Below are 26,115 nucleotides of genomic sequence, written 5' to 3'. Positions count from 1 at the left end.
CTATTGCTGCAACCATATGCCGACGCTAGGCTTCCCCGATTTGGTGCAGGGAGGCCCACGTGACACAATCCGACGATCAGAAGATTTCCGAAGACCGCCGCGACGCGCTGCGCTACGCGCTCGGAATCGGCAGCGGCGCCGCGCTCGTCGCCGCGATGGCAACCCCGGCTTCGGCTGACACCCAGGCCGACAACACGCTCGACCGTGTCCGCGCCAACAAGGTGCTGCGCATCGCCGTGCTGCCGGGCGAGCTGCCCTATTTCAACAAGGATCTCGCCACCGGCACATGGTCCGGCTTCTCGATCGAGATGGCAAACGACCTGGCCAAGCTGCTCGACGTCAAGCTGGAATATGTCGAGTCGACCTACGGCAACTCGATCCTCGATTTGCAGGCCAACAAGATCGACCTCGGCTTCGCGCTGAATCCGACCCCGCAGCGCGCGCTGGTGGTCGATTTCACGCATCTCGTGTTTCCGCATCCGTTCGGCGCGATGCTGAAGAAGGGGCTGGAGGCCAACACCTGGGCCGACATCAACAAGCCCGAGGTCAAGATCGCGGTCGACGTCGGCTCGGCCAACGAGGCGGTCGCCCGGCGCTTTGCGCCCGACGCCACCATCAAGTCGCTGAAGTCGCGCGACGAGGTGATGCTGGAAATGTCGTCGGGCCGCGTCGATTGCGTCGTCAACGCGCTGGTGCTCGGCCTCACCGCAATCGCCAAGAACCCGAACCTCGGCACCTACAAGGTCCTGAAATCGCCCTCGGTGACGATCGCGAGCGGCACCGCCGTGCGCCGCGAGACCGACAAGCGCTGGCGCGATTTCCTGTCGGTCTGGATCGACTATAACCGCGGCATCGGTCAGATGCGCGAATGGTTCGTCAAGGGCCTCGGCCTTGCCGGTGTCAAACCGGAGGACGTGCCGGTGGAATTGGATATTTGAGGCGTGAGGCACCCTCCGCTTGAGCAAGCTCGTCATGCCCGGCCTTGAGCCGGGCATCCACGGCTTGTCGTCGAAGCAAGCGGAGACGCCGGGTCAAGCCCGGCCATGACAGTGTGGATCGCTCACACTTTGTCGTAGGTCAGCCCGCGCTCGAGATGCCGCGCCAGCAGCGTCGAAGGGAACAGGATCGCGAAATAGATCACCGCCACGACCGTATAGACCTCGAGCGGCCGATAGGTGTCCGCGTTGATCAGGGTCGCGTTGTAGACGAGATCGGGCACCGCGATGATCGAAACCAGCGACGTGTTCTTGAGCTGCGTGACCGACTGGTTGACATAGGGCGCCATCATCGGCTTCAGCGCCTGCGGCAGGATGACGAGCCGCATCAGTGNNCCAGCCGCGAAAGCCGAGCGCTTTCGCGGCATCCCACTGCCCCACCGGCACGCTCTCGATGCTGCCGCGCACGATCTCGGCATAGAACGCGCCGCCATAGAGCGAGAGCACGCTCATTGCCGCAATATGCGCCGGGATGTTGACGCCGATCACGACCGGGAACGCGTAATAGAACCAGATGATCTGCACCAGCAGCGGCGTGCAGCGGAACGCTTCGATATAGGCGATCAGCAGCCAGTCGATCACCGGGATGCGCCGCAGGCGCAGCATGCCGACGATCAGGCCGATCAGCGTTCCCAGGATGACGGTGCCGATCGTGTAGGCGATGGTCCATCCGAGCCCGAGCCAGAACAGATGGCTGTATTTGGAGAGGATTCCAAAATCCCAAACGTAGTTCATCCTGCCCCTCGAATGCCGGGGGTCACGCGCCCGCCGATCCAATGCGCCAGCATTGCAGGCGAGCGAGCGAGTGTCACGCGATATAGCGGCTCGGCGCGAAGGCCTGTGTATCGAACGGCGATGCGCTCCCTGCGATCATCGCCGCGATCGCAGCCCCCGTTCCGGGGCCCGTGGTGAAGCCGATGTGCTGGTTGCCGAAGGCGAGCCAGAGACCGCGATGCCGCGGCGCCGGCCCGATCATCGGCAGGCTGTCGGGCAGCGTCGGCCGCGCGCCGCGCCAGCGCTCGCCGACCGGCTCGCCGAACTCGGTCACGCTGCGCGCCAACGGCACCACCGTCTCGAGCTGGGAGAAATTCGATGGCGCATCGCGCGCCGTCAGCTCGACTCCGCAGGTGACGCGAATGCCCTGCTCCATCGGCGTCATCACGAAGCTGCCGTCCGCATCATGGATCGGCCGCAGCAGTTTGCGCGCCGGGTTCGGCACGAAGTGCTGGTGATAGCCGCGCTCGAACGCCAGCGGCACGCGATAGCCGAGCGGCTGCAACAACTCCGCCGACCACGGCCCGAGCGCGACCACGACGTGACGCGCCGCGATCTCGCCGTCGGCAAGCTGCACGCGCCAGCCGTCGCCTTGCGGCACGATCTGGCTGATCTCGGACCGCCTGATTGCGCCGCCGCCGGCCGCAAGCATCCGCGCATAGTCCTTGACCACCGCACCCGGCGAATCGACCGATGCGGTCTGCGTGTGCAGGAGGCCGACGCTGTAGGCAGGGATGACGTTGGGCTCGAGCGCGGAGATCGCCTGGCGATCCAGCACCTCGCTCTTGATGCCGTATTCGGCAAGCGCCGCCTGCTCGGCCTTGGCATTGGCGAGCCCATCGCCACGCCAGGCTTTGAGCCACCCGGTTTCGCGGATGCGATTGCTTGCGCCGGCCTGCGCGATCCAGTCGCGATGCAGCTTCAGCGACGTCGAGATCAGCCCGTTCAGTGCAACCGCGCGTGGCTTGGTCTGCGACGGCGCGGCACTGGCGAGGAAGCGGATCACCCAGCCGGCATTGGCAACCGCCCAGGGCATATTCCAGCGCAGCGCCGCATGCTGGTTGGTCAGATATTTCGGCAGGTTCTTCCAGAGTGCGGGCGTGTTCAGCGGGAAGATCGAACCGGACGAGAGGATGCCGGCGTTGCCGTAAGAGGTTTCGCTGCCGGGCTCGCGGCGGTCGACGACGATGACCGATAGCCCGCGCTGCCGCGCCGCGAAGCCGGCGGAGACGCCGACCATGCCGGCGCCGAGCACGACGACATCAGCCTGCTGTCCCGGTGAGCCCTCCGTCATGGCATCACATCAGGGTCAGGCCGCCATCGACCGGCAGCATCGCGCCGGTGACATGCCCCGCCTCCGGCGACAGCAGGAACGCGACCACTGCGGCGACCTCGTCGGGTCGGCCCAGCCGCTGCATCGGATTGGCTTTCGCTACGCGCTCCCAAGCTGCGGGATCGAGCGCACCGACCATGCCAGGATCCTTCTGCGTGTAGCCGGGCAGCACGGCGTTGGCGGTGGCACCCGAGGCGGCGAGCTCGATCGCCAGCGACTTCACCAGCACCTCGAGCGCGGCCTTGGCCGCGGCCGATCCGGGAAAGGTGCCGCCGGGCACGAAACGATGCGCCCCGAAGCTGGAGACGGCGACGACGCGCCCGCGCGCGCTGCGCGTGAGATCCGTGAGCGCTGTGGCCGCCATTTCATGGAACGCCGCTGCCATCACCGCGAAGGCGCGCTCGAGGGATTCGCGCGGCAGGTTGGCAAAATCGCGCCGGTCGGCAAAGCCGGCGGCGTGCACGATGGAATCGACCGGTCCGAATTCCGCGCGCACCGCGTTGACCAGCTCGGCGCCCGTTCCGGCCCTGGCGAGATCACCGCTGCGAACCGCGACCTTTGCCCCTGCGCGCCGGCACGTCTCCGCGACCAAATTCAGCCGCTCGCGCCCGGCCGCTTCGGCACCCTGCCCGTGCAGCATCAGGTATTGATCGCGACCGGCAAGACGCCGCGCAATTGCGGCACCAATGCCGGAGCCACCGCCCGTGATGATTGAAACCCGCATGAACCGCCGCGCTTTCGAGGAGCGTGAACTATAGGTTCGGTGTCATGAAATGCAAACCGGCATGCAACAACTGCCGATCCGTCGGGTGAGCAAAGGCGCGAAGCGCCGTGCCCACCAACTTGCGTCGTGCTCGCGACGGTGGGCACGCTTGCGCTTTGCCCGCCCTACCGGGCAGGATTTTATCGCCAGGGCTCGACGAGGATCTTGGTGTGTGCCTCGGGGTTGGCGAGATCGGCGAAGGCCTGCGCCACACCGTCGATACCGACGCGGCCGGTCACGAGTGAGGCGGCATCGACTTGCCCTTCCGCGATCAGCCGCAGCGACCAGGCAAACTCTTCCGGCGTGTAGCCGAGCACGTACTGGACGTTGAGCTCCTTCAGGATGCCGAGCATCGGTTCGGAGCGATCGGTCTCCATGCAAACACCGACCACGACGATGCGGGCATCGCGCGGCGCGCCCTCGAACACCTGCTGCAACACACCGGGTACACCGACGCATTCGAAGATCAAGGCCGGCTTCAGCGCCGGCAGATGCGCCTGCAACGGCGGCCGGGCGGCCTTCTCCTCCGGCGACATCTGGGCATGCTCGGCCCAGCTTGCATAGGGCTGCGTCTTGGCGGGATCGATCACGACATCGGCGCCCATCTTCTCAGCAAGCCGGCGCCGCGCCGGCGAGTAATCGGCGGCGACGATCGGACCGAGGCCCTTGATCTTCAGCGCCGCGATCACCGCGAGCCCCACCGGGCCGCAGCCGATCACCAGCGGCACCTCGCCGCCGCGAATGTCGGCCTTCGCCACCGCATGCACGCCGACCGCGAGCGGCTCGGTGAGCGCGGCATGCTCGGCGGCGAGGCCATTGGGCACTTCAAGCAGCAGCGCCTCGCTGAGCAGCATCTGCTCGGCATAGCCGCCGACATAGTCGTTGGAATAACCGACGCCCTTCGGTCCCTGCGGCGTCACCAGCGCCGGCACAGAGCACACGCGTGTGCCCGGCTTCAGCTTGCGCGCGGTCTCGGCTCCGTAATCCAGAATCTCGCAACAGAATTCGTGGCCGAACACGACGTCGCGGGTGAGGTCCATGGGCTGGCGGCCGGGGAAGAATTTGGACAGCTCCACCATGCGGTGGGCGTGCTTGCGCGCGTGCAGATCGGAACCGCAGATGCCGCAGGCGAGTGTCTTGACAAGCACCTGGCCGGCGCCGGGCTTGGGCTCAGGCAAGGTGTCGACGACAATCTCGCCGTTCCTGAAAATGGCTGCGCGCATGGTTCCTCCCGACTGGATTGTCCCAGTCTTGATACGTTTTCTTAACGCGAACCGATCCCGCCGCGGATCAACTCCGGGATGGGCCGTCGCTTGAAGACGCTATAGCACGGAGGATCACCACGAATAGCGCATAACACCCTTGCCGGCGTAGGATTGCGTCACGTTGGAAAATTCGCCTTCGAAGGTGGCTGCCGCCGACCAGCCGTTGCGCCATTTGACCTCTGCGGACGCCGTGGTCAGCGCCGAATCGCGCGCCTGCACCGCGCCGTTGACCACGAAGGCGGCGCCCGGCAGCGTCTGGAACACGGCCGCGGCGCTGCGATCCGGATTGAAATCGTGCGCCCAGGCGACGCGGCCGCGCAGCGTCACGATGCCGCCGTCGATCGCGAACGATTTGTCGGTGCGCAGGCCGAACTCGCTGCGCGTGTCGGTCACGCTCTTGGCCGCATAATTCAGTGCGAACGTGCTCGCGCCCGAAACCACAGCCTCGGCATAGTTCGGCAGCTCGAATGTCGTGAACTGCGCGGCGGCATAGGGCGTGATCCCGATCCACGGCATCGCGTAGCGATAGCCGCCTTCGAACCGGCCCGACCAGGCATTAGCGTTGAACGCGGCGCGCAGGTGATCGACACCAGCAGCGGTGACGATGCGATCAGTGGTGACGTCCTGCCAGCCATAGGCCAGTGCGGCGCTCAGATAGGCCGGGCCCACATTATGGCGGACGAACGCGCCGGCCTGGAACAGATCGGAGCGGCCATAGCCGAGACCGTTGACACTGAAACTGGTGCCGCCACCAGCGAGCGCAAAGCCGGCAAGCGTATTCGGTGAGACCCGGTAGTCGGCGCCGACCGCGGTGCCGTAGACGCTGCTCGTCGTGTTGTTCGAGCCCAGCGCGGCGTTCCCGCTGGTGGTCTGCGAGCCGCCATAGCCGGCCGCCCAGACGCTCCAGCGCTGGTCGAAGTCGAGTTGCGGTGCCGGTGCTTTGGCGTAGATCGCGGCCAACGCATCGCGCGGGCCCTTGCTCGCCGCGGCATAGGACATCGCGCCAGCCTCGTCCGCAAAAGGTGTCGCCCCGGCATTGCCGCCAAGGCCGCCGTCGCGCCCGGCGACGAACGGATCAGTCAGCAGGCCGAGGAACAGGCCCATCGCGTTGAACGTCGCCTGCTGCGATCCGGTTGCGCTCTCGCCCGAGGCCTGCGTCAGGCCGTTCGGCGAGAGGCCCGCGAAGATCGCGCTGATGCTGCCATTGGCGTTGAAGAAGTTCTGCAGCGTGGTGGCGACGTTCTGCTGGTTGACGTTGAGTTGCGATCTCGCACCGTAATCGAGCGCAAAATTCAAATAGGCGTTGTTGGCGTCATAGCCGAGCGTTGCGACGAGGTTCGACGGCATCCCGGTTGAATCGACGCCCGCAAACGTGCCGCTGCGGCCACCGGCCGCCGACAGGATGGTGTATTGCTTGGCGATCGAGCTGCCGTCGGCGACGCCGACGCCAACCGATCCCGCCAGCGCCGCGCTGCCGGCCACCTTGGCTGATGTCGACGCGGTCGAATTCAGTCCGACGAGATACAGCGCGCCGGACTGGAAGGCGAGATTGCCCGCCACGTTCAGGAACGTGCCAGGCGTCGTACCGCCCGGCAGCAGGATACCACCGCCTGCAATCGTCGTGTTGCCGACGGTGCCAGTGCCGGAGAGCGCGCCACCGGCATGCACCGTGGTGAGTCTCGACGAAGCGATCGAGCCGTCGACCTGCAGAATGCCGCCATTGACCGTGGTGGTACCGGTATAGCTGTTCGCACCGGACAAGGTAAGCGTGCCGCTGCCGGTCTTCTCCAGACTTCCTGGCCCGGTCGATCCGCAACCACAGGGATCGAAATCGGCGATCACGCCACTGACATTGGTCGAGAGATTGTTGCCGCCGACGCTGAGCGTATTGCCGGCACCGATGTAGTAGGTGCCCGAGCCCGCGATCGAGCCTGCGGTGATGCGGCCATCACCGTTGGGCCCGAGGCTGCCGCCGAAGTCCACATAGCCGGTGCCCAGGGTGATGAACTGCGCGGTGCCGCCGGTCGAATTGCTGAGGAACGTGACGCCTGCCCCGCTCTCGGTGGTGATCGTGGCGTTGCCGGCCGTCGCGTGGGAATCAAAGACCAGCGTGCCGCCGGAGCGGTTGGTGATCGTCGCGTTACCTGCGGTCGGCGCCTCCATCGGGCTAAGGCCGGACGTGCCGAAATAGGTAAGGCCGCTGTTGTCGATCGTCGCGTTCGCCGCGGTGCTGTTCTGGTAGAAGTTGGTAAAGCCGGTGGCCGTCGTCGTGATCATTGCGGACGCGGCCGATGAGAACTCGAAGAACAGCGTCCCGCCGCCATTGTCGCCGTTGGTGATGTTGGCCCGGCCCGCGTTGGTGTGCCCCAGGAACACTGTGCCGGCGCCATCATGATTGTGGATCACGGCCTGGCCGGCCGTGCTGGTGTCCGAGCCGCCAGGAGGGCCAAGCGCATCGCCAAACACCAAGGTGCCGCCATTGCTGATGTTGAAGGTGGCGCTGCCGGCTGAACTGGTGTCGCGGAAGATCGTCAGAGCACCATTGATGGTGCTGACGAGCGCATTGCCCGCGGTGCTGCTGTCGCGAAACTCGGTGATGCCGAAATTCTGGTTGACGATCGTCGCCGTCGACGCCGTCGTCGCATTGTGAAACGTCGTGGTGGCGATCCCGTTGAAGCCATCGTTGACGATCTTGGTGATGCCGGACGTGTTGGCATTGACGATGTCGAACTTGCCGTCGACGTTGATCTCGCCGACGATCGAAGCAGCGTGGGTAGCGTCGCCGAGTTGCAAGATCGCGCAATCACAGATCGTGGTGCCGCCGGTGTAAGTGTTCGTGCCGAGCAACACCACGCGGCCGAGGCCACCTGAATTATCCAGCACCGTCAGCTTACCTGCACCGTTGCCGTCGGCGATGGTGCCGGCGATCGTGAGCGTCACGCCATTGGCGTCGATCGCACTGCCGATCAGCGACGTGTTGATCCTGAAATTGTTGCTGAAGGCGAGGTTGCCGAGGCCGTCGGCCTGGAACGAGGCATTGTCGAGCGTGACGGTGCCTGTGCCGACTGAGCTATTGTTGCTGACGACGACGGTCGTACCGGCGACCAGCGTGCCGCCGGTGAAGGTGTTGACGCCGGACAGCGCCGTGTGGCCGCCACCGACGGTGTCCGTCAATTGGAGCACGCCGGTGGTGGCGTTGCCGTTGCCAATGACGCCCGAGAGAGTCAGCACCGTGCCCCTGTTGTCGACGACGCCGCCCGGTGCGTTGACATCGAATCCGTTGGTGAAGGTCAGGTTGCTGGCGCCATTGGCCTGAAAGGCGCCGCCATCAAGGGTCACGACACCCGAACCGACCGAATTGTTGTTCGTGACCTGCACCGTGCCGGCCGAGATCAGCGTGCCGCCGCTGTAGGAGTTGTTGCCGGACAGGATGAGCGTGCTCGCACCGAGTTGCCTCACCTGGGCGACGGGAGCCGTTTGGCCGATGTTGTTGGCGATCGAAATCGTCTGCAGCGCATTGGCCTGGTTGAAGATGCCCCACGCCGCCGAGCCGAAGTTGATGTCCGCTCCGCTCACTGTGTAGGATTGCGAGTTCGCGGTGAACGTCCAGGAATAGGGCGTAACCGGGCTGGCGACGTTGATCGTAGCCGATCCCGTCGCATCGAAGATTGCTCCCTGACCATTCGTCACCGGCGGCGCGCCGGCTGGCGGATTGGACCAGTTGCTCCCAATGTTGTAGTCAGACGTCGCGGTCGTGCTGCCGGAGCCACCCCAGGTGTAGAACTGAGCTTGTGCTGAGCACGCTGGAAGCAGGCTTGCGGCGACGAAAACACAGAACGGCAATACCGTGACGCCTCGGCGCGACCGGCCTCGAAACGACAAATGAAAACGCACTTTCCAGCCCCAATGCCCCTACGCGCTCTGCGGCGCTAAAGTGCGCAACCTAGCATGTGCGTCCCAGGGGGCTTGGGAGTCGCGCTGTGATTTCTTGCGCGAACGCGGAAAACGGAGTCTTTTCGGGGCGGCTGTTGCGCCCGCGCAACGTTAGCGGAAGCAGGCTTCGCAATCTGTGTAAGATTGTCGCAGGGGCGCGCACCGCGCTGATCACGCGCCTATGAGTCCTTCAGTGCCAATTGTCGCGATTCCCACGCGGCTGACCCCGCAATCAGGCGTTCGGTGACGGCTCGCCGGTCACGGCGAGCAATTGCGAGCGGCGGATGCGCTCGCGATGTGCGGTGTAGAGACCGGAGGCGACGATGAAGGCGGCGCCGACGATGGTCCAGGTATCAGGTACTTCACCGAAGATCAGGAAGCCGAGGATGCTGACCCACAGCAGTTGCGTGTAGGAGAACGGCGCGAGCACCGAGGCGTCGCCATAACGGAACGCGAGCACCACGATCCACTGTCCGGCGGTGGACGCAACGCCGATCAGGATGCCGAACATGATGTCGTGCCAGGTCGGCGCGACCCAGACGAACGGCACCAGCGCGCTGACGATCGCGACGCCGACAATCGACGAATAGGTCATCACGGTGACCGGTCGCTCGCCGCCACTCATCATCCGCGTCAGGATCAGCGTGATCGCCCAGGCCAGTGCCGAGACGATCGGAAAGATCGCAGCGGGATGGAACGCGCTGGTGCCCGGCCGCAGGATGATGAACACACCGACCAGACCGACCGCGGTCGCGATCCAGCGGCGCATGCCGACCTTCTCGCCAAGGAAAGCGATCGACAGCGCCGTGACGAACAGCGGCGACACGAAGCTGGTGGCCGAGGCTTCCGCGATCGGCAGGAAACCTAAGCCGGTGATGAAGATCAGCGAGGAGCCGAGCAGCGCGGCCCCGCGCAGCACATGCAGCCCGGGGCGACGGGTCTGCAGCGCAAACAGCGGCGTGCCCGGCAACATCGCCGGCGTCATGATCAGCGCGAACACCAGAAAGCGGATCCAGGCGATCTCGATCGAAGGCAGCGTCGATGAGAGATATTTCGCAGTGACGTCGGAGGTGCCCAGAAACACCGTCGACAGCAGGATCAGCGCGATGCCTTTGAATGGCCGATCGGTGCGCGCGGGCGTCTTCGCGACCAGCTTCTTTTCGGGCAATGGCAATAAGGCGCTGTCCAGCCTGGCGGCTGCGGCGGGGGGCGGCGTCACGGCAATCTCGGAGGCAAAATAAAGCGAATCTGCTGAGTGCCACAAAACGCCAATTCCGCGACAAGGACAATGCCTGAAAACGGGACGCCGTTATGCGCCAACGCGCGCGGCGGCCTGCCACAGGCCACGAGCGGTCGCGACTACAACAGTTTGTTAAGGACTGTGTGCGGCGGAGATGAGCATCGCGAAGTGATTTAGGTAGACTACAGCTTCGGCTCACCTCTCCCTTGGGAGAGGTCGATTTGCGCAGCAAATCGGGTGAGGGGCCGCAGCTCCAACGAGTGACCGTACCCCCTCACCCGACGCCACGCGTCGACCTCACCCAAGGGAGAGGTGAGCCGAAGCTAATGCTCAGAGCATCGGCAGNAGGCCGCGCGGCTTCGGCCCGCGCGGAAACGCCTTGTCGAGCGCGGCGATCTCACCGTCGCTGAGCTTCAGGTTTCCTGCCGCGGCATTCTCCGCCGCGTGGTCCGCGCTCGACGCCTTCGGAATCGCGAGCACGGATGGATTGCGGGTGAGGAAGCTCAGCGCGACCTGGCGCGGCGTTGCCTTGTGCGCCTGCGCGATCGAATGCAGCACCGCACCGCCTTTGCTCGATGGAGAGGGAAAATCGTTATGACCAAACGGCGAGTAGGCGACCACGGCAACGCCATGCTGCTCGCACCACGGAATCACGGCGTGTTCGATCGCTCGCTCCTGCAGATGGTAGAGCACCTGGTTGCAGGCGATCTTGCCCTCACCCGTGACATCGAGCAGTTCGTCGAGATCGTCGGCGTCAAAATTGCTGACGCCCCAGGAGCGGATCTTGCCGGCGGCGATCAGATCGTCGAAGGCCGCGACGGTGTCGGCCAGCGGATAGGATCCGCGCCAATGCAGCAGATAGCAGTCGAGCCGGTCGGTCTTCAGCCGCTTCAGCGAACGCTCGCAGGCGGTGATGGTGCCGCGCCGCGAGGCGTTGCTCGGCAGCACCTTCGAGACCAGGAACAGCTCGTCGCGCCGGCCGGCAATCGCATCCGCAATCACGAGTTCGGCGTCACCATACATCTCCGCTGTGTCGATATGCGTCATGCCGGCATCGATGCCGCGCGTGAGCGCGGCGACGGCCGCCTTGCGGTCACCGCGATCGAGATACCAGGTGCCCTGCCCGATCACCGAGACCTGCGGGCCGCCTCTGCCGAATGCTTTTGTCTGCACGATCGCCTCGTTTGTCTTTGGAACTCGGCGTCGACCATAGAGGAAGCGTGAGACGATGTCCTCTCACGATGTCGTCCCTGCCTAGTGCGCAATTGCGCACGGGAGCAGGGACCCATAACCACCGGACTACATTGTTGCGTTCGGCTGAGGCCATAGCGTCGCACAACAGCTAACGGCTGTGGTTATGGGTCCCGGGTCAAGCCCGGGACGACGGCGGAGTGTGTTGCAGCGCTAGTGCAAAATCGACAACTGTCACACGTTCAGATTCATCCACACCGCCTTGGGCTCGGTGAAATTGTCGATCGCCGCGGTGCCGTGCTCGCGGCCGAGGCCGGAGTCGCGCTCGCCGCCCCATGGCAGCCGCACATCGGTGTAGCCATAGGTGTTGATCCACACCGTGCCGGCGCGCGCCTTCCTGGCAAAACGCTGCACGCGGCCGATGTCGGCGCTCCAGACGCCGGCGGCGAGGCTGTAGGCGGTGCCGTTGGCGATCCGCAGCGCATCGGCCTCGTCCTTGAACTTGATCACGCTCACGACGGGACCGAAGATCTCCTCCTGCGAGATACGCATCTCGTGCTCGACATCTGCGAACACGGCCGGGCTGATGAAATAGCCACGGTCGCCGACGCGCTGTCCCCCTGTCGCAAGCCGCGCGCCCTCTTGTCTGCCGATGTCGACATAGTCGAGGATCGAGCGCATCTGCTTCTCCGAGATCACCGGCCCCAGCGCCGTCGCGCGGTCCGCCGGATCGCCGATGCGAAGGGCCTCGGCGCGGGCGACGAGGCGTTCCACCACCTCGTCATAGGCCTTCTCCTGCACCAGCACGCGCGAGCCGGCCGAGCAGACCTGCCCGGCATTGAAGAAGATGCCGGCGGCCGCGGCCTTGGCTGCGGCTTCGAGATCGGCATCGTCGAAGATCACGTTGGCGGACTTGCCGCCGAGCTCGAGCGAGACGCGTTTGAAGTTGCTCGCGGCGCCCTTCACGATGCCGCGGCCGACGCCGGGCGAGCCGGTGAACGTCACCTTGTCGACGTCGGGATGATTGACCAGCGCTTCACCGACAGTGCGGCCGGGGCCGGTCACGATGTTGAGCACGCCCTTCGGCAGGCCCGCCTCAAGCGCAAGCTCGCCGATCCGCAGCGCCGACAGCGACGTCAGCTCGGCGGGCTTCATCACCACCGTGCAACCGCAGGCAAGCGCGGGCGCGAGCTTCCACATCCCGATCATCAGCGGGAAATTCCACGGCACGATCGCCGCAACCACGCCGACCGGCTCGCGCACCGTGTAGGTCAGCGCGTCGTCGCGCGCGGACACCACCTCGCCGCCGATCTTGTCGGCCCATCCGGCGTAATAGATCAGCGTATCGATCGCCGCCGGAAAATCCTGCCGCCGCACCGCCGACATCGGCTTGCCGGCATCGAGGCTCTCGAGCGCCGTGATCTCGTCGGCGTGCCGCTTCAGCAGCTCAGCCCACTTCAGGAGAATGTGACCGCGCTCGGCGGCGCGCATGGAGCGCCACGGCCCTTCGAAGGCGCGGCGGGCGGCGGCGACCGCGCGATCGACGTCCGCCTCATTGCCTTCAGCGATCGTCGCGATCACCTGCTCGGTCGCCGGGTTGAGAGACTTGAAGGAACGGCCGGACAGCGAGCGGACGCGGGCGCCGTCGATCAGCAGCAGCTCGTCCCGGACAGTCGGGGCCCGGCGCGCATCGTATCCATATTCATATGCAACTGACATCATATTGCCTCCTGACGTTATCCTTGAACGTAAGAAGCTGCGGTCGGCAGTAAATATGATATCTTGTACCTATTGGCATGCCAATATATGAAGTTAACTTCATAAATGGAAACCAAGATGCTGCAGATTGAGATCGAGACCGTCTGGCGATTTCGGAAAGAGAACAGCCCGCAGACCGTGGTCGTCATGCTCGGCATCCTCAACGAGATCAGGAAGACCGGGAAGATCACCAGCGCGGCGAGCGACGCGCATCTGTCGTATCGCCATGTCTGGAACCTGATCGAGCAATGGTCCGAATTCTTCGGCGTGCCGCTGGTGGAGACGCAGCGCGGCAGGGGCTCGAAGCTGACGCCATTCGGCGAGAAACTGGTGTGGGCCGGCGAACGCATGCAGGCGCGGCTCGGCCTGCAGCTCGAGAACCTCGCGCAGGAACTGGTCACCGAGATCAAGCCGTTCCTGCAGCAGCGGCCGTCGGTGATCCGCGTCCATGCCAGCCACGGTTTCGCGGTCTCCAAGCTGCGCGAATTCCTCGATCGCGAGAGCGGCATGGGCGTCGATCTGCGCTATGTCTCCAACCAGAATTCGCTGGTCTCGCTGGCGCAGGGCGCCTGCGATCTCTCCGGCGTCCACCTGCCGCGCGGTGAACTGCGCGCGCAGGGCATCAAGGCCTGCCGGGAATGGCTCGATCCGCGCGAGGACCGCGTGATCAATTTCGTCACGCGAGAGATGGGCTTGATGGTCAAGCGCGGCAACCCGCTGAAGATCACCACGCTGAAGGATCTGGTCGACCGCAAGGCCCGCTTCGTCAACCGCGATCACGATTCCGGCACGCGGCTGCTGTTCGACCAGTTGCTGGCGCTGCACCGGATCCCGCAAGGCAGGATCAACGGCGCGCAGCACATGGAATTCACCCATGCCGCGGTTGCCGCCTATGTCGCGAGCGGCATGGCGGATGCGAGCTTCGGCGTCGAGGCGGCGGCGCGGCAGTTCGGCCTCGATTTCATCCGGCTGCTCACGGAGGATTATTTCTTCGTCTGCAAACGTGCCTTCCTGGAGACCGAGCCGATGCGGCGCGTGCTCGACATCATGAAGAGCGGCGGGTTTCACAAGGCCGTAGGCGCCCTGCCCGGCTATGTGGCATCGAAGACCGGCGCCGTCAGCGGCGTGAAGGAGTTTCTCGAGAAGATGCATTCCGGTCACTGATCCGGTACGATCCCGGCGGCTGGACTCGTCCGGATCCGGCGCTATATTCCATACTATATAACGAAAAGACTGGACGTATCAAATGCGATCACGCCGCTCCGCCATTGCCATTCGCCATGTGGCGTTCGAGGATCTGGGGCTGCTCGCCCCGATCATGGAACGCGCGGGCTGGAGCGTGTCGTTCTGCGATGCACCGGTCGGCGACCTCACTGATCGCGCGATCAGGGATGCCGATCTCCTGATCGTGCTGGGCGGCCCGATCGGGGTGTATGAGACGGACAAATATCCGTTCCTCACCACCGAGATCGCGCTGCTGGAGCACCGGCTGCGCCGCGAAAAGCCGACGCTCGGCATCTGCCTCGGAGCGCAGTTGATGGCACAGGCCCTCGGCGGCCGCGTGTTCCCCGGGGGCGTCAAGGAGATCGGCTGGGGACCGATCGAGCTGACGGCGATGCCGTGCGGCTGGCCTCGAACGCCAATTACGAGAACCAGGCCTTCGCCTGGGGCCGCAGCGCACTGGCGCTGCAATTCCATCTCGAGGCCGATCCACGGCAGCTCGAGGAATGGTATGTCGGCCACGCCGTCGAGCTGGCGGCAGCGAAGGTCTCGATCCCCGAACTGCGCGCGGCAACGCAGGCGCTTGCCAGGCCCGTCGCGGCGCAAGCCGAGCAGGTGTTCAGCGACTGGCTTCTCACCATCGCGCCGGCCGACAGCGTGCTTCGTTCCGGCGCGGGTGCATGATCATCAGCCGAGCCCGCTAATGTCGGCCACCAGCACCGATCCCGTCACCGACTCCGTGATGTAGAGCCGGTCGCCCTTCGTGCCGCCGATCGCGACATTGGTGCAGCTTGGTCCGGCGCAGGACTTGATCCGCGCGATGCATTCGCCGTTGGGCGCGAACACGAAGACGTGGCCGAGCGAGGCATGCGCGACGAACAGCCGTCCTGCGCGATCCATCGTCATGCCGTCGGGTCCGCTCGGGCCGAACAGCGAGCAGAAGCGCCCGACCTTGGAGACGCTGCCGTCCTTCATGAACGGCGCGCGCCAGACCGCGTTGTCGCGCGTCATCGCGACGAACAGCACCGCCTCGTGCGGGTCGAGCACCAGGCCGTTCGGGCTGATGCCGGTGTCGATCAGGCAATCGAGCTGCCCATCGGTCCGCAAGCGATAGACGCGGCCGGTCGGATCGTGCAGGCCGGTCTGGCCCTGGTCGGTGAAATAGATATCGCCGTTCGACGCGATGTGCAGGTCGTTGCAGCCGCGGAACGATTCCGAATTGCGCGAGCGCAGCAGCGGCGCGACCTTGCCCGCTTTGGCGTCGAGCTCCATCAGGCCATGGCGGTAATCGGCGATCAGGATGCGGCCCTTGGAGTCGATCTTCAGCCCGTTGGGCCAGCCGTCATATTCCGCGACCTGCGACCAGGTCTTGTCCGGCGCGATCCGGAAGATGCGCCCGAACGGGATGTCGACGATGTAGAGATTGCCCGATGCGTCGAACGACGGTCCCTCGATGAAACAGTCGGTCATTGCGCCCGGCCGGTTCGCATCGGCCCATTCGGTCGACACCTTGCGACGGAACTCGGATGGGACGGCAGAGAAGATCTCGGTCGGGATCAGTTTTGGCGGTGTTTCCAGATACATCATTTTCTTGGTTCACCCGTTGGCAGAACGGGGTGGACCATAGAGCGTTCCAGGCGTCATTGCGAGGAGCGATAGCGACGAAGCAATCCACCTCTCAGCATGTGGAGGTATGGATTGCTTCGCGGAGCCTGTCATCGGGCGCGCATTCGCGCGACCCGTTGGCTCGCAATGACGCGGACGGATCTTGGTGCTCCGCTGATCACTAGCGGAGCTCAAAGCAAAACCCTATTCCGCCGCCTGCGCGCCGCCGTACGCCTCCGAGATCATGTAGCCAGACAGCGTGCCGTAGGCGGCGGCGACGTCGGGCCTCCAGGCTTCGCCCAGCCCCTTCTCCAACGTCCACAGCAGCGCGCCGCCGACCACGGGATAGTGCTCGGGCTTCGCCCCATAGCCGACATGGCGCTTGGCGAGCGCGCTCGCGGCGGGAAGCACGGACGACATATTGCTCAAGCCGTTGACGACGACGGCGAGCGTCGCCATCAGCTTCTTGCGCTGCTCGGTCATGTCAGCCGGAAACATCGCCTTCACCGCCGGGGCAACCTCGAACAGCCGCTCATAGAAGATCATCGCGGCCTGCTCCGAGATCGGTGCCACCTTCGCAAAAGACTCCTGGACGAGCTTGACCTGGTCGGGTGTCATGTGTGCCTCCATGCACGCTGCTTCCCGCGCCGCGCCATTGCGGTGGGGTGAAGGGGTTACGCGGCTTCAACGAAGCGGTGGCGCTCGTAAAGGAATTCGAGCACGCGCTGCCGGCACTTGAGATAGCTGCAAGCAAGCAGCGGCGGTGCATCAGTCAACGCGATCAAGCCGAGCTTGGCGCCCTTCACTTCCAAACCTGCCCCTTGCGCAAACGCGCCGGCGCGGCCTGAACTTCGGTCGTTGCGCTTGGTCATGGGCAGTCTCGTCCCTCTGCGTCTGTGCTGAGGATGGCCGTCCGTCTGGTGCTGCCGCGCTCACGCGTGCGGGCGCGTTCCGGGGTGGCCCGGTTACGGCGGCACAATTCGGATGAGTGGTCTCAAGGGACGGCGTCGATGGCGTCGACAGCTAACTATTCAAGCCGCGTGCCAAATCGCTGCAGTGCAGAAACGCCGGGACGGAGAATGAGATACGAACTATGTCGCAGGCCGCCACCGCGCGCGGCCCGCTTTCAAATTTTGCGATTCGCTCAATCCCTTATGCGACGCACAAGAATTAAGCATGCAACCGATCGATCAGGCGTCTTCTGTGACCTTGGTGCCGAGCGGCGCGGGCGCGAGGCCACCGCCCGGCTTGACGTGGAATTCGTAGGTCATCAGGTGCCACGGACCATCCGACGGTTTGCCGTCCGGCATCACCGCGTCGGTGCGCTTCTCGACCTTGGCGATCAGCTCGTCCTTCACGCCGAACACGACGTCGGAGTCGATGTACTTGTCGCCTTCGATGAAGACATGCGTGATCAGCGGCTCGTAGCCCTTCGCGTTGACCAGGAAGTGCACATGCGCGGGCCGCATCGGGTGACGGTTGGTCTGCGTGATCATCTGCCCGACCGGGCCGTCGGTCGGGATCGGATAGCTGCACGGCAGGATGGTGCGGAAATGGAAACGGCCGTCGGCATCGGTGATGAAGCGCGCACGCGACGACGGGCCTTCGGTGGCGTAGCTTGGCTTCTGTGAATCATAATAGCCGTCGTCATCCGCGTGCCAGACATCGACCGGTACGTTGGCCAGCGGCTTGCCCTTGAGGTCGGTGACACGGCTTTTCACGAACATCCGCTCGCCGGGCAGGCTCGCGGAGATGTCGGTGCCATGCGGCGTCTCCCTGTGCTCGCCGACATAGAACGGGCCGAGCACCGTGGTCTCGGTGGCGCCGTCGCGATCGCGGTGGTTGACCGCATCGACCAGCATCGATACGCCGAGCACGTCGGACAGCAGGATGAACTCCTGACGGATGTCGGTGCACTTGTGACCGGTGCGGGTGAGGAAATCGATCGCGTAGTCCCACTCCTCGAAGGTGAGATCGGTCTTGCGCACATAGTCGTGCAGCGACTTGACCAGTTCCTGCAGCAGGAACTTGACCCGCGGATTGGGCGTCTCGTCGAAGCTGCGGATGACGGCGGCAGTGAGCTCGGTGTCGTTGAACTGGGTCATCTCGGCGTTTCCCTTTGGTCCCCTCGAGGGCGCGATTGCAGGCGCAAGCGTACACCACCGGGCGTGCGCGGGTAAGCGGCGGCCGATTGGTGCCGGGGACACTTTTCGGCTATCAAGGCTGCCTCGCCAGCCGGAGAAGAGCCTGATGTCAGTCCCTACCCTCGCCTCCCCCGAATCCGCAGGAATGTCGACCGCCGCGCTCAACCGCCTCGAAGCGCATCTGAAGACCCGCTACATCGAGTCCGGCCGCTTTCCCGGCACGCAGCTCCTGATCTACCGCCGCGGCAAGGTCGTCCATTCCACGGTCCAGGGTTTTGCCGATCTCGAGCGCAAGGTGCCGGTCAAGGACGATACCATCTTCCGCATCTATTCGATGACCAAGCCGATCACCTCGGTCGCTTTCATGATGCTGGTCGAGGAAGGCCGCGTTGCGATCGACGAGCCGGTCGCCAAATATATTCCGGAATGGAAGAACCTCGGCGTCTTCGTCGCCGGCACGGCACCGGCTTTCCTCACCCGCCCGCCGTCGCGGCCGATGCTGATCGTCGACCTGCTGCGCCACACCTCGGGCCTGACTTACGGCTTCCAGCAGCGCTCCAATGTGGATGCGGCCTATCGCGAGAAGAAGATCGGCGAGGTCATCAAGGCCGGCACGCTCGACGGCATGATCGCGGACCTGGCGAAGATCCCGCTGGAGTTCTCGCCGGGCGAGGCCTGGAATTACTCCGTCTCCACCGACGTGCTCGGCTATCTTATCGGCAAGATTTCAGGGATGCCGTTCGAGCAATTCCTCAAGGAGCGCATCTTCAAGCCGCTCGGCATGAACGACACCGACTTCTTCGTGCCGGCCGAGAAGGCGCATCGCCTGGCCGCCTGCTATTCGGCCGACCCGCAGGGCGGCTTCAACCCGCTCGCCGCCGAGCGCAAGGGCACGCTGACGCTGCAGGACGACCCCGCCACGAGTTCGTTCCTGTCGCCGCCATCGCTGATCTCCGGCGGCGGCGGGCTGTGCTCGACTTCGGCCGACTACCTCACCTTCTGCCGGGCCGTGATCAATGGCGGCGAGCTCGGCGGCGTCCGCCTGCTCGGCCCGAAGACGCTGAAGCTGATGGCCTCGAACCACCTGCCCGGCGGCGTCGACCTGCCGGCGATGTCACGCTCGATGTTCAGCGAGGCGGCCTATAACGGCATTGGCTTCGGTCTCGGTTTTGCCGTCACGATGAACCCGGCCCAGACAATGATTGCCGGAAGCCCCGGCGAAATCAACTGGGGCGGCGCAGCGACCACCTCGTTCTTCATCGATCCGGCCGAAGAGCTGATCACCATCTTCATGACGCAGGTGCTGCCGTCGAGCGCCTACCCGCTGCGGCGCGAGGTGCGCACGATGGTCTACGCGGCGATCACCGAAAGCAATCTCTAAGACCACGCTCTTCCGCGGCGCGTGCCCCCGTGACCGCCGCGCTCGAATCCCGCGGCGGCTGACCTGCGGCGTCAGCCGCCGCTCAGGGTCCGCACCTGCGATCCGGCCCGCCGCCGCGCCTGAGAGGTCGGCCGCGGCCAGATCATGCGACATTCTGGCACGCAAGTTGCTAAGATGGAGCGGGTTCGGGCCGGCCGAGATCAAGGGGGGAAGTCATGTCGACCATCGCAGCCGCAGTCGCCGAGACGCGCAAGCCGCTTTACTCATCGTTGTTCGTTCAGGTGCTGGCCGCGCTCGTGCTCGGCATCATCATCGGCATGGCCGCTCCCGATTTCGCGATCGGGCTGAAGATCTTCAGCGACGCCTTCCTGAAGCTGATCTCGATGATCGTGGCGCCGATCGTGTTCTGCGTGGTGGTGCACGGAATCGCGGGCGCCGGCGACCTGAAGAAGGTCGGGCGCGTCGGCGTCAAGGCGCTGGTCTATTTCGAGGCGATGACGACGATCGCGCTCGTGGTCGGCCTGCTGCTGGCCTATCTGTTTGGGCCCGGCCACGGCATGAACATCGACACGTCAACGCTGGATCCCAAGGCACTCGGCGGCTATGCCGGCAATGCGCAGAAGCTGAAGGGCGAAGGCATCGGCAGCTTCCTGCTCAACATCATTCCGACCACCTCCTTCGATGCGCTGTCGCGCAACGACGTGCTGCAGGTGCTGTTCTTCGCCATCATCTTCGGCGTCAGCCTGGCTCTGGTCGGCGGCGAAAAGGGCGAGAGGATCTCCTCCTTCATCGATGCGGTCTCGACGGTGCTGTTCCGCGCCATGGGCCTGATCGTGCGGTTTGCGCCGATCGGCGTGCTCGGCGCGGTCGCCTACACCGTCGGCAAATACGGCGTCGGCTCGCTGAAGCAGCTGCTGTCGCTGGTCGCGCTGTTCTATGTCGCGGTCGCGATCTTCGTGCTCGGCGTGCTCGGCGCGGTGATGGCGCTCGTCGGCGTAAACATACTCAAATTCCTCTCCTACCTGCGCGAGGAATTGATGATCGTGCTTGCGACCGCATCCTCCGACGCGGTGCTGCCGCAGGCCATGCGCAAGCTGGAACGGCTCGGCGTCAAGGATTCCGTGGTCGGCCTCGTGATCCCGACCGGCTATTCCTTCAACCTTGACGCCTTCTCGATCTACCTTACGCTGGCTGTCGTGTTCATCGCGCAGGCGACCAACACGCCGCTGTCATTCGGCGATCTCCTGCTGGTGCTCGGCGTATCGCTGATCACTTCGAAAGGCGCACATGGCGTGCCGGGCTCGGCGATCGTCATCCTGTCGGCAACGCTCAACGCGGTGCCGAGCATTCCCGCGATCGGCCTCGTGCTGGTACTTTCCGTCGACTGGTTCATCGGTATGGCGCGCGCGGTCGGCAACCTGATCGGCAATTGTGTGGCGACCGTCGTGGTTGCGGCCTGGGAAGGCGACCTTGACCGTGACAAGGCCCGCCGCGTGCTCGACGGCACCGAGACGGTGGATGTGACGGCGGGCTGAGGCACGCGGCCTGCATATCGGCGCCCCTCCGGGGCGCATAACCAAGGCGCGCAGATGGCGATCTTGCGCGCCGACGATCGGAGGAAGGTCTGGAAGGTCTACTTGACGAGCTTCAGGTACGGCGGAAACCGCCTAGCCGACGTCGGCTCCTGCAACAGTTCCTCCGACGCCATCATGTCGCAGAGGGCTTTCAGCTCGGAATCGGTGACCTTGTGCAGTTCCATCCGAAGCTCAAGGATGGCCAGCGACAACAAGCGCGCGGTTTCCGCGTTCGCCCTGTCGACCAGAAACGCCTGGCACTCTTCCAGGGTCCCAAGCAGCGCTAGCAACCGTTCTTCCGTATTTGCCACCGGCATATCGTCCACTCCCGAAGCCATGAGGTTGCGTTGAGACGCTGCCTCTTTCGCTTCATTGCCTTTCCGCAAGAATTCGCCGGCTTGTGGTAGGCGTTCATCTGTTCCAGATGATCAAGAACTTTTGGGCAATTGTCCAGCAACATTCCGAAAGCCTGACTTACACTTACGTCAAACTTTTTGCTGGAACCCCGCACGGTCCGAGCAATCACAGCAGGATCTGTAACCTCCGGCTGTACCAGCAGGGGTTGCATCCTGTCTTCGATGCCCGTACAATAGTTGCGCCCGTAGAAATACGGGCAACGTGGTCTGTGCCCTCAGTAAGCATGCGCGCAAAATCTGTGTCGATCAAACTCGCGCTAGTTGTGGTTCGGTCAATATTTTGCCAAATGTAGAGGGCGGGGTGTCGACAGACACCTTGGCGCGATCGACTTCAGGTAGTCGGCCGCGTCGGTAATAGGGTGCTTCCAACGCGCGAATGCGTTTGGATACCATCCCGCGGTCTTCTTGGATTTTCGTAGTTCTTACGACGAACTGACGATCCACACGAACTTAACGCGGTACATCATGGACGAATCCCTGACCTACTCCGGGCCAGGGCTTCCCGATTGAAGGACGGGTCACCAGAATGAACAGATCAGCAGCAAAGAAGATGAAGCAGCGCAGTGCCGGCAAACCCGACATCGAGTTGGGCAAGCGGATTCGCCTGCGCCGTGTGGAGCAAAAGATTTCGCAAGCCGAACTCGGCGACAAGCTCGGCGTCAGCTTTCAGCAGGTCCAGAAGTACGAAAAGGGCGTCAACCGCGTCGGCGCTGCCCGCCTTCAACAGATCGCGAGCGCGCTCGATGTGCCGGTCACCTTCTTCTACGACGGTGACAACAAGGCCCGCGAAGTCGAGAGCCTGCTGTTCCTCGACAGCGCGTTCAGCCTCCGGTTGCTGCGCGCCTACAGCAAGATCAAGGACCAGACCGTTCAGCGTCAGCTGGTGTCGCTGATGGAATCGATCGCCGCCAACGAAGACTGAGCGGCACTCCACGTCGGATCGCGGCGCCGCGGACGCGATCGACCAGCCTGAGCGGTTCGGCCGGCAACGGCCGCCGCAACAGGTGATCCGCAGGCTGGGCTGGGAGACCATCGAAGCGCTGCCATGCGACGGGCAGCGCTTTTTTCTTGTGCCCGCTCTTGTGCCTTCGGCGATATCGCTATCGCGCAGCACGTCCCGATAGAACGCTTCGGCTCGATCGACATCCCGGACGGCCGGCGCGACCGGTCCGATCCGGTTGAGGGTGATCGGCATCGCCTTCTCCCTGCGCAGGACGCAGCGGCAACCAAAACTTAATCAAGACGCAACGGTCTTGCGATAGACCATCGCATCCGTACGAACGCGCCGCCCCGTTCATCCGGCCGGGGCCGTGCTTCCTCATTTCGACGCTGGCGCCGCATTCCGGAGACACGCGATATGCTGAGAGTGACTTTCGTCACGATCGCCACGATGCTGACGACTCTGCCGGCGTTCGCCCAAACTGCCGGCCCGCCGGGCTCGACCGCGGTGCCGACTCATCATGCTGCGCCCGTGCCGACCACCGCGCAGCCAAGCCAGGCCAAGCCGGCCGCATCGGCCCCGACAGCGGAGGCGCGGTCGGCTGCCGCGCTAGCGGTCTCTCGCGAGCCGACCTACGACCAGGGCAGCGCGCAACGCCTTCGCGAGGCGGTGCAGAGCTATTCCGAACTCGCCGCCCGCGGCGGATGGCCGACGATCTCAGCGGATGCGAAATTTGCGTTGGGGGTCAAGGGCGCCAACGACGATCTTTTGCGCAAGCGCCTGATAGTCACCGGCGACCTCGCCGCCGACAAGGCGACCGGCGCCTATGACGAGGCGCTCGCCGAAGCGGTGAAGCACTTCCAGGGCCGCCACGGTCTCGCGGCGACGGGCTCGGTGACGCCACGGACGCTCGCTGCGCTCAACGTTCCCGTCCAGAAGCGGATTAAGCAGCTCGAGGCGTCGCAGGAGCGGCTTGCCCAGATGGATTTCCAGTTCGGGCAGCGCTACGTCGTCGTCAACATTCCGGCCACCTTCGCCGAGGCCGTCGAGGACGACAAGGTGGTGCGGCGCTATCGCGTGATCGTCGGCAAGACCGAGAAGCCTTCGCCGACGCTGACGTCCGAAATCACGAGCGTGATCGTCAACCCGACCTGGACGGTGCCGTCATCGATCGTCAGGACGGAGATCGCGGCGCATATGCGCAAGGATCCGACCTATCTGTCACGCATGCACATGGACGTGCTCGACGCCCATGACAACCTGATCGATCCGCATTCGGTGGATTGGTCGGCCGGCCATGAGCCGAACGTCACCGTGCGCCAGCAGAGCGGCACCTGGAACGCGCTCGGCGCGGTCAAGATAGACATGCCTAACTCCTATTCGGTGTACATGCACGACACCAACCAGCGCAGCCTGTTCAGCGACGACTACCGCTTCAACTCGCATGGCTGCTCGCGTGTCGACAATGTCCGCGACCTCGCAGCATGGCTGCTCAAGGACCAGCCGCAATGGACCCGCCCCGCCATCGATGCGGCGATCGCCGCCGGACAGCGCCAGGAGATCCGCATGCTGAAGAAGGTCCCGGTGGCCTGGATCTACCTCACGGCGTGGATGACGAAGGACCGCACCATCCAATTCCGCAACGACGTCTACGACCAGGATCAGCAGCTCCTCGAAGCCACCGCCGAGGAAGCCGCCTTCTTCAACAAGGCCGCAGACCATCCGCTGACCGCGCATCTCGCGCAGTAAGCGTTCGCGCGAAGATAACGGCTCAAGATAAGAGTCTGGAGCTTCGGTTCTGATCTATTCAGAACCGAACACGCGTCGAGCCGTTCGCGTGTCGCCATTCTGTCGCGCGGCCAATTGTCGCCCGCAATGCAGCGCGACCTCAGAACTCCGCAATCTCCGCGTTGAACCTGCCCTCGTAAACCAAATGCACAGGCTCGTCTTTTTGTCGCAGCAACCGAGCAGCCGCATGGACGTTTTCAAAGCTTCAACGAAGGAGAACTCAATGAATATCAAGCTTGCCATTTTTGGATTGGCCGCTTTGGGAAGCGCCGCCCTGGTGTCCGGCTCCGCCTCCGCGTTGCCGAACGGGCTGCCGCAGGCCAACCGCATCGCAGGCGAATCATCTCATATCGACCAGGTGCGTTATGCTTGCGATCCCTACGGCCGCTGCCACTGGCGCCCGGGATACGGCTATTACGGACCGCGTCATCACGGCTGGCATCATCGTCCGCATTACCACCGCCCCCATCATCCCGGTCCGCGCTATCACGGCGGACATCGCCACGGCGGGCATCATGGTGGACATCACGGCGGCGGACACCACGGCGGGCATCGCCGCTAGCCGTCGACGAGGGGGCTTCGGCCCCCTCTTCCTTCTATAGCGCCGCCAGCACTGCCTTCGCGACATCGGCGGTGCCATTGCTGCCGCCGAACTCGAACGGCTTGATGCCCTCGGCATAGACCTTGTCGACCGCACGTTCGATGCGCTCGCCGGCTTCCGCAGCACTCTCGAGACCATGCTTGTCGGCGAGCCAGTCCAGCATCATCGCAACCGAGAGGATCATCGCGGTCGGATTGGCCTTGCCCTGCCCCATGATGTCGGGCGCGGTGCCGTGGCACGGCTGGAACACGGCGTAGCGATCGCCGATATCGGCCGACGGCGCCATGCCCATGCCGCCGATCAGGCCGGCGGTGAGATCGGACAGGATGTCGCCGAACATGTTTTCCGTGACCATCACGTCGAAATCCCACGGACGTTTCACCAGCATGGCCGCGGCTGCGTCGATATAGAGGTGGTCGGCCTTGACGTTGGGGTGGCGCTTCGCGGACTCGTCGAAGATCTCGCGGAAGAATGCGAACGCCTTGAACACGTTCGCCTTGTCGACGCAGGTCAGCCCGCCATTGGCCTTGCCGCGCGCCTTGCGGCGTTCGGCGAGCCGGAACGAGAAGTCGAACAGCCGTTCCGAGGTCCGGCGCGTGATCACCATGGTCTCGCGCGCCTCGCTGTCGGTGACGACGCCCTTGCCCATCGAGGCGAACAGGCCCTCAGTGGATTCCCTGATCACGACGAGGTCGACGCCCTTCTCGTCGGCGCCGACGATCGTGCTCCGCACACCCGGGATCAGCCGCGCCGGGCGCACGCCGGCATAGAGATCGAAGATCATGCGCAGTTCGATCTGCGGCGCGATCTCGGTATTATCAGGATAGCGCACCGACGGCAGCCCGCAGGCGCCGAGCAGGATCGCGTCGGCCTCCTCGCACAGTCTGATCGTGCTGTCCGGCATCGACTTGCCGGTTTCCTTGTAATGGCTCGCGCCGGCCGGCGCCTCGGTGAAGCGGAATTTCAGATCGGTCGTCGCCTCGATCCTGCGCAGGATCTCGAGCGCCGGAGCCATCACCTCCGGACCGATGCCGTCGCCGCCGAGGACGGCGATGTGGAGTGCGTTGTTGGCGGACATGGGGAGTCTCCGGGAGCCTGAGACGAGACGGTGTCTGTCGTCATTGCGAGCGAAGCGAAGCAATCCATGCCGCCGCTTGCGGAGATACGGATTGCTTCGTCGCTTCGCTCCTCGT

23 protein-coding genes and 1 pseudogene are annotated in these 26,115 nt (G+C 64.4%); 8 read left to right on the top strand and 16 right to left on the bottom strand.

Features of this window, described 5'->3' with window-relative positions; translation table 11 throughout:
- Nucleotides 1-59 precede the first annotated feature (59 nt).
- On the top strand, nucleotides 60-938 hold the full coding sequence (locus AS156_RS40075; protein WP_066516266.1) for a transporter substrate-binding domain-containing protein: 879 nt from the start codon (nucleotides 60-62) through the stop codon (nucleotides 936-938).
- A gap of 122 nt (nucleotides 939-1,060) precedes the next feature.
- Here AS156_RS40075 and AS156_RS45555 read toward each other — a convergent pair.
- From AS156_RS45555 to AS156_RS40035, 9 genes and pseudogenes are all read right to left on the bottom strand, one after another.
- A pseudogene (locus AS156_RS45555) lies at nucleotides 1,061-1,329 on the bottom strand (ABC transporter permease subunit); the annotation flags it as partial.
- 2 nt (nucleotides 1,330-1,331) lie between these two features.
- Nucleotides 1,332-1,730, bottom strand: a 399-nt coding sequence (locus AS156_RS45550; RefSeq protein WP_245313277.1) for an ABC transporter permease subunit, incomplete at its 3' end; no start/stop codon positions are given.
- A 73-nt stretch (nucleotides 1,731-1,803) separates the two neighbouring features.
- On the bottom strand, nucleotides 1,804-3,063 hold the full coding sequence (locus tag AS156_RS40065; protein ID WP_066516263.1) for an NAD(P)/FAD-dependent oxidoreductase: 1,260 nt from the start codon (nucleotides 3,061-3,063) through the stop codon (nucleotides 1,804-1,806).
- A gap of 4 nt (nucleotides 3,064-3,067) precedes the next feature.
- Nucleotides 3,068-3,826: an SDR family NAD(P)-dependent oxidoreductase gene (locus AS156_RS40060; RefSeq protein WP_066516261.1), complete on the bottom strand. Its 759-nt coding sequence runs from the start codon at nucleotides 3,824-3,826 to the stop codon at nucleotides 3,068-3,070.
- 179 nt (nucleotides 3,827-4,005) lie between these two features.
- Nucleotides 4,006-5,088, bottom strand: a complete 1,083-nt coding sequence (locus AS156_RS40055; RefSeq protein WP_066516255.1) for a zinc-binding dehydrogenase — start codon at nucleotides 5,086-5,088, stop codon at nucleotides 4,006-4,008.
- 114 nt (nucleotides 5,089-5,202) lie between these two features.
- Entirely contained in the window at nucleotides 5,203-8,973 is a 3,771-nt protein-coding gene (locus AS156_RS40050) for an autotransporter domain-containing protein (protein WP_066516250.1), read from the bottom strand.
- 322 nt (nucleotides 8,974-9,295) lie between these two features.
- Entirely contained in the window at nucleotides 9,296-10,237 is a 942-nt protein-coding gene (locus AS156_RS40045; protein WP_066516299.1) for a DMT family transporter, read from the bottom strand.
- A 412-nt stretch (nucleotides 10,238-10,649) separates the two neighbouring features.
- Nucleotides 10,650-11,476, bottom strand: an 827-nt coding sequence (locus tag AS156_RS40040) for an aldo/keto reductase (protein ID WP_245313276.1), incomplete at its 3' end; no start/stop codon positions are given.
- Nucleotides 11,477-11,728: 252 nt separating this feature from the next.
- Nucleotides 11,729-13,213 (bottom strand): aldehyde dehydrogenase family protein, encoded by a 1,485-nt coding sequence (locus AS156_RS40035; RefSeq protein WP_066516296.1) that lies wholly within the window; start codon nucleotides 13,211-13,213, stop codon nucleotides 11,729-11,731.
- A 117-nt stretch (nucleotides 13,214-13,330) separates the two neighbouring features.
- Between AS156_RS40035 and AS156_RS40030 the strand changes: the two genes are divergently transcribed.
- Nucleotides 13,331-14,416, top strand: a complete 1,086-nt coding sequence (locus AS156_RS40030) for a substrate-binding domain-containing protein (protein ID WP_066516295.1) — start codon at nucleotides 13,331-13,333, stop codon at nucleotides 14,414-14,416.
- An 88-nt stretch (nucleotides 14,417-14,504) separates the two neighbouring features.
- Here the strand turns inward: AS156_RS40030 and AS156_RS45545 are convergent, their stop codons facing one another.
- Nucleotides 14,505-14,738: a hypothetical protein gene (locus tag AS156_RS45545; RefSeq protein WP_245313279.1), complete on the bottom strand. Its 234-nt coding sequence runs from the start codon at nucleotides 14,736-14,738 to the stop codon at nucleotides 14,505-14,507.
- Here AS156_RS45545 and AS156_RS45855 point away from each other — a divergent pair.
- Nucleotides 14,661-15,221, top strand: a complete 561-nt coding sequence (locus AS156_RS45855; RefSeq protein WP_347336665.1) for a glutamine amidotransferase-related protein — start codon at nucleotides 14,661-14,663, stop codon at nucleotides 15,219-15,221. The two genes, AS156_RS45545 and AS156_RS45855, sit on opposite strands and share 78 nt — an antisense overlap.
- Here the strand turns inward: AS156_RS45855 and AS156_RS40020 are convergent.
- The 4 genes from AS156_RS40020 to AS156_RS40005 form a co-directional block, all read right to left on the bottom strand.
- Nucleotides 15,161-16,060: an SMP-30/gluconolactonase/LRE family protein gene (locus tag AS156_RS40020; protein WP_201456193.1), complete on the bottom strand. Its 900-nt coding sequence runs from the start codon at nucleotides 16,058-16,060 to the stop codon at nucleotides 15,161-15,163. The genes AS156_RS45855 and AS156_RS40020 overlap by 61 nt on opposite strands.
- 222 nt (nucleotides 16,061-16,282) lie before the next feature.
- Nucleotides 16,283-16,696 (bottom strand): globin family protein, encoded by a 414-nt coding sequence (locus tag AS156_RS40015; protein ID WP_066516294.1) that lies wholly within the window; start codon nucleotides 16,694-16,696, stop codon nucleotides 16,283-16,285.
- A gap of 56 nt (nucleotides 16,697-16,752) precedes the next feature.
- On the bottom strand, nucleotides 16,753-16,950 hold the full coding sequence (locus AS156_RS40010) for a hypothetical protein (protein WP_066516241.1): 198 nt from the start codon (nucleotides 16,948-16,950) through the stop codon (nucleotides 16,753-16,755).
- Between the two features lie 318 nt (nucleotides 16,951-17,268).
- Entirely contained in the window at nucleotides 17,269-18,183 is a 915-nt protein-coding gene (locus AS156_RS40005) for an intradiol ring-cleavage dioxygenase (protein ID WP_066516237.1), read from the bottom strand.
- Nucleotides 18,184-18,328: 145 nt separating this feature from the next.
- Here AS156_RS40005 and AS156_RS40000 point away from each other — a divergent pair, with 145 nt between their 5' ends.
- Together AS156_RS40000 and AS156_RS39995 are read left to right on the top strand one after the other, a co-directional pair.
- The gene (locus tag AS156_RS40000) at nucleotides 18,329-19,603 is read left to right on the top strand and encodes a serine hydrolase domain-containing protein (protein ID WP_066516235.1); all 1,275 of its coding nucleotides are present in this window, start codon (nucleotides 18,329-18,331) and stop codon (nucleotides 19,601-19,603) included.
- Between the two features lie 215 nt (nucleotides 19,604-19,818).
- Nucleotides 19,819-21,138 (top strand): dicarboxylate/amino acid:cation symporter, encoded by a 1,320-nt coding sequence (locus tag AS156_RS39995; RefSeq protein ID WP_066516232.1) that lies wholly within the window; start codon nucleotides 19,819-19,821, stop codon nucleotides 21,136-21,138.
- A gap of 98 nt (nucleotides 21,139-21,236) precedes the next feature.
- Here AS156_RS39995 and AS156_RS39990 read toward each other — a convergent pair whose 3' ends face one another.
- Complete coding sequence (locus tag AS156_RS39990; RefSeq protein ID WP_136626658.1) at nucleotides 21,237-21,563, bottom strand: hypothetical protein; 327 nt, start codon at nucleotides 21,561-21,563, stop codon at nucleotides 21,237-21,239.
- A 556-nt stretch (nucleotides 21,564-22,119) separates the two neighbouring features.
- Here AS156_RS39990 and AS156_RS39985 point away from each other — a divergent pair.
- From AS156_RS39985 to AS156_RS41625, 3 genes are all read left to right on the top strand, one after another.
- On the top strand, nucleotides 22,120-22,515 hold the full coding sequence (locus AS156_RS39985; protein ID WP_094194089.1) for a helix-turn-helix domain-containing protein: 396 nt from the start codon (nucleotides 22,120-22,122) through the stop codon (nucleotides 22,513-22,515).
- Nucleotides 22,516-22,950: 435 nt separating this feature from the next.
- Nucleotides 22,951-24,282, top strand: a complete 1,332-nt coding sequence (locus AS156_RS39980; RefSeq protein WP_066516230.1) for a L,D-transpeptidase family protein — start codon at nucleotides 22,951-22,953, stop codon at nucleotides 24,280-24,282.
- Between the two features lie 226 nt (nucleotides 24,283-24,508).
- On the top strand, nucleotides 24,509-24,883 hold the full coding sequence (locus AS156_RS41625) for a hypothetical protein (RefSeq protein ID WP_347336664.1): 375 nt from the start codon (nucleotides 24,509-24,511) through the stop codon (nucleotides 24,881-24,883).
- 34 nt (nucleotides 24,884-24,917) lie between these two features.
- On the opposite strand, the gene AS156_RS39970 is transcribed toward AS156_RS41625, so the two are convergent.
- Nucleotides 24,918-26,000, bottom strand: a complete 1,083-nt coding sequence (locus AS156_RS39970) for an isocitrate/isopropylmalate dehydrogenase family protein (RefSeq protein WP_066516222.1) — start codon at nucleotides 25,998-26,000, stop codon at nucleotides 24,918-24,920.
- Nucleotides 26,001-26,115: the final 115 nt, after the last annotated feature.

It is taken from the genome of Bradyrhizobium macuxiense, from assembly GCF_001542415.1.
Lineage (GTDB): Bacteria > Pseudomonadota > Alphaproteobacteria > Rhizobiales > Xanthobacteraceae > Bradyrhizobium > Bradyrhizobium macuxiense.
This window is presented reverse-complemented; position numbering and strand designations above follow the sequence as displayed.